This is a genomic window from Kaarinaea lacus, from assembly GCF_975902315.1.
Window position 1 is genome coordinate 1 of sequence record NZ_CDLKIE010000032.1, and the last position, 3008, is coordinate 3008.

3 protein-coding genes are annotated in these 3008 nt (G+C 47.7%); 1 reads left to right on the forward strand and 2 read right to left on the reverse strand.

Going from position 1 to position 3008, the window contains the following annotated elements:
* On the reverse strand, nt 1-572 hold a 572-nt coding region (gene leuD, locus ACWVCM_RS00540; protein WP_455199741.1), incomplete at its 3' end, for a 3-isopropylmalate dehydratase small subunit.
* 14 nt (nt 573-586) lie between these two features.
* Entirely contained in the window at nt 587-1990 is a 1404-nt protein-coding gene (gene leuC, locus ACWVCM_RS00545) for a 3-isopropylmalate dehydratase large subunit (RefSeq protein WP_455199742.1), read from the reverse strand.
* Nucleotides 1991-2113: 123 nt separating this feature from the next.
* Between leuC and ACWVCM_RS00550 the strand changes: the two genes are divergently transcribed.
* Nucleotides 2114-2995 carry a LysR family transcriptional regulator gene (locus tag ACWVCM_RS00550; RefSeq protein ID WP_455199743.1) on the forward strand — a complete coding sequence of 294 codons (882 nt, stop codon included), beginning with the start codon at nt 2114-2116 and terminating at the stop codon, nt 2993-2995.
* The last annotated feature ends 13 nt before the right edge of the window (nt 2996-3008 follow it).

Consider the following 3008-nt stretch of genomic DNA (forward strand, 5'->3'; position numbering starts at 1 on the left):
TGCAAGGTTAAACCTATATCATCCAGACCATTAAGCAGGCAATATTTACGAAATTCATCCACTTCAAAGCTGATGGTATCGCCTGAAGGTTTACTAATAGTTTGCGCTTCTAAATCGACAGTTAATTGATAATCCTCGTTATCGTTAACCTCGTTAAACAGTCCATCCACCACATCAGCATCTAACACAATGGGCAAAATACCATTCTTGAAGCAATTGTTGAAAAAGATATCCGCAAAGCTGGGCGCAATCACTACACGAAAACCATAATCCTCCAACGCCCAGGGGGCATGTTCTCGCGACGAACCACAGCCAAAATTTTCTCTTGCCAATAAAATTTTCGCCCCCTGGTAACGGTCCTGATTTAATACAAAGTCAGGATTTAATGGTCGCTTACTGTTATCCATTCCCGGTTCACCGTGATCGAGGTATCGCCATTCATCAAACAAGTTGGGACCAAAGCCAGTGCGTTTTATGGATTTAAGAAATTGCTTGGGAATAATCGCATCGGTGTCCACGTTGGAACGATCTAATGGCGCAACGATAGCAGTTAAGGTTTGAAACTTCTCCATATTATAATCCTCCTCTATACATTACGCACATCAACGAAATGCCCGTGAATCGCGGCGGCGGCAGCCATAGCCGGACTCACTAAATGGGTACGACCACCCTGCCCTTGCCGACCTTCGAAGTTGCGATTGGATGTTGACGCACAGCGCTCGCCTGGCTCAAGGCGATCGGCATTCATAGCCAGACACATAGAGCAACCGGGCTCCCGCCATTCGAAACCGGCGGCAATGAAAATTTTGTCCAGACCTTCTTCTTCGGCCTGCTTTTTCACAAGCCCCGAACCCGGTACGACCATGGCTAATTTCACGCGTTGTGAGACCTTGTGGCCCTGCGCTACTTTTGCCGCTGCACGTAAGTCCTCGATACGTGAATTAGTGCAGGAGCCAATAAATACCTTATCCACTTCAATGTCTGAAATGGGTGTATTAGCCGCAAGTCCCATATAGTTTAAGGCCGCACGCATACCTTCGCGTCGGGTAGCATCTATTTCTTTATCCGGATCCGGCACACGGCTATCAACAGGCACCACCATCTCAGGAGAGGTACCCCAGGTCACCTGTGGTTTGATACTGGCGCCATCGATATGGACTTCGCGATCAAACACCGCGTCACTGTCCGTTGTTAAATCACGCCATGCGCTGACGGCCTGCTCCCACACTTCAGCTTTTGGCGCATACGGCCGGCCTTTCACAAACTCAATGGTTTTATCATCCACCGCGACCATGCCGGCACGCGCACCTGCCTCAATTGCCATATTACAAACTGTCATACGTCCTTCCACCGATAAGGCCCGAATACCAGACCCACCAAACTCAATGGCATACCCGGTACCGCCGGCCGTACCAATCTCACCTATGATCGCCAACACGATATCTTTTGCTGTAACACCGGGGCCTACTTCACCGTCAATACTGACCAACATGTTCCTGGATTTCTTCTGGATCAGGCACTGGGTTGCCAAAACGTGCTCAACTTCAGATGTACCGATGCCAAACGCAAGCGCACCAAAGGCACCATGGGTTGAGGTATGAGAATCACCGCACACGACTGTCATGCCCGGTAAAGTCGCACCTTGTTCCGGGCCAATAACGTGCACAATACCCTGGCGCACATCATCCATCTTGAATTCAGTAATACCAAACTCTGAACAGTTCTGATCAAGGGTCTCGACCTGCAAGCGCGAGATAGCATCAGCGATGCCCTTGTCACGATCAGTGGTTGGTACATTGTGATCCGGCGTTGCAAGATTGGCATTAATCCGCCAGGGCTTTCTGCCTGCCAAACGTAAGCCTTCAAATGCCTGTGGCGATGTCACCTCATGTACCAGGTGACGGTCAATGTAGATTAAACACGTGCCATCATCCTGTTCACGAACAACATGTGAATCCCACAATTTGTCATAGAGTGTTTTGCCTGCCATGGTTCATTCCTTCGCTGAATACCTTGTAATGACAATAAAAGATACCTCAGGTTTTATCATTACACAAATTCATAATTTTCATGTATTCTATTCCCGATAGGAATACATAACACACCTGAAAATATGGATACCGCGACCTTAAAAACTTTTCTCACCATTGCCGAAACCGGATCATTTTCCCTGGCGGCGGAAAGTTTATATGTTACCCAGCCAGCCATTAGCAAACGAATACAGGCACTGGAATCAGAATTGGGCACTCGGTTATTTGATCGTGTTGGACGGCAAACCCTGTTAACCCCTGCCGGTGAAATTTTTTTCAAGCGCGCACAAATTATTCTACAACAACTCGAAGACAGTCAGCGCGAGATAGACAACTTGAGCGGTGAAGTCACTGGCACGCTGCATATTGGCACCAGCCATCACATTGGCCTGCATCATCTGCCACCTGTTCTGAAACGCCTCAATCAGCAATACCCGGATTTAACACTGGATATTCAATTCATGGATTCCGAGGCAGCTTACCGGGAAGTGCTCAGCGGTAAGCTGGAACTGGGCATCATTACCATACCCAGTTTAGCTACCCGGGAATTAGACACCTATGTTGTCTGGGAAGATCCTCTGGAATTTGTGGTTGGCAAAAACCACCTGTTGGCGAAAAAACTCTCATCCAGCCGTACGCTGACTGCAAAGGAACTGGCGCAATACGACGCCATATTGCCGGCGAAAAATACTTATACACGGCAAATTCTGGAGACCGCATTTAATAAAATCGATTGTGAAATTAAAACCACACTGTCGACCAACTATCTGGAAACGATCAAGATGCTGGTCAATGTTGGACTGGGATGGAGTTTGTTACCCCGAAGCATGCTGGGTAAAGAGATGCTTGTAGTTCAAATACCGCGGATGGAATTACGACGTAAACTTGGCATTGTATGGCATCCCAAAAGAACATTATCTAATGGCGCTACCGTCATGATGGATCTGCTTAGATCCGCTAATTAGTCTTCTTCTGCAA

Excerpts from the sequence above, each read along its gene's own strand:
- leuC (WP_455199742.1), bottom strand. The coding sequence starts at position 1,990 with ATGGCAGGCAAAACACTCTATGACAAATTGTGGGATTCACATGTTGTT.
- ACWVCM_RS00550 (WP_455199743.1), top strand. The coding sequence starts at position 2,114 with ATGGATACCGCGACCTTAAAAACTTTTCTCACCATTGCCGAAACCGGA.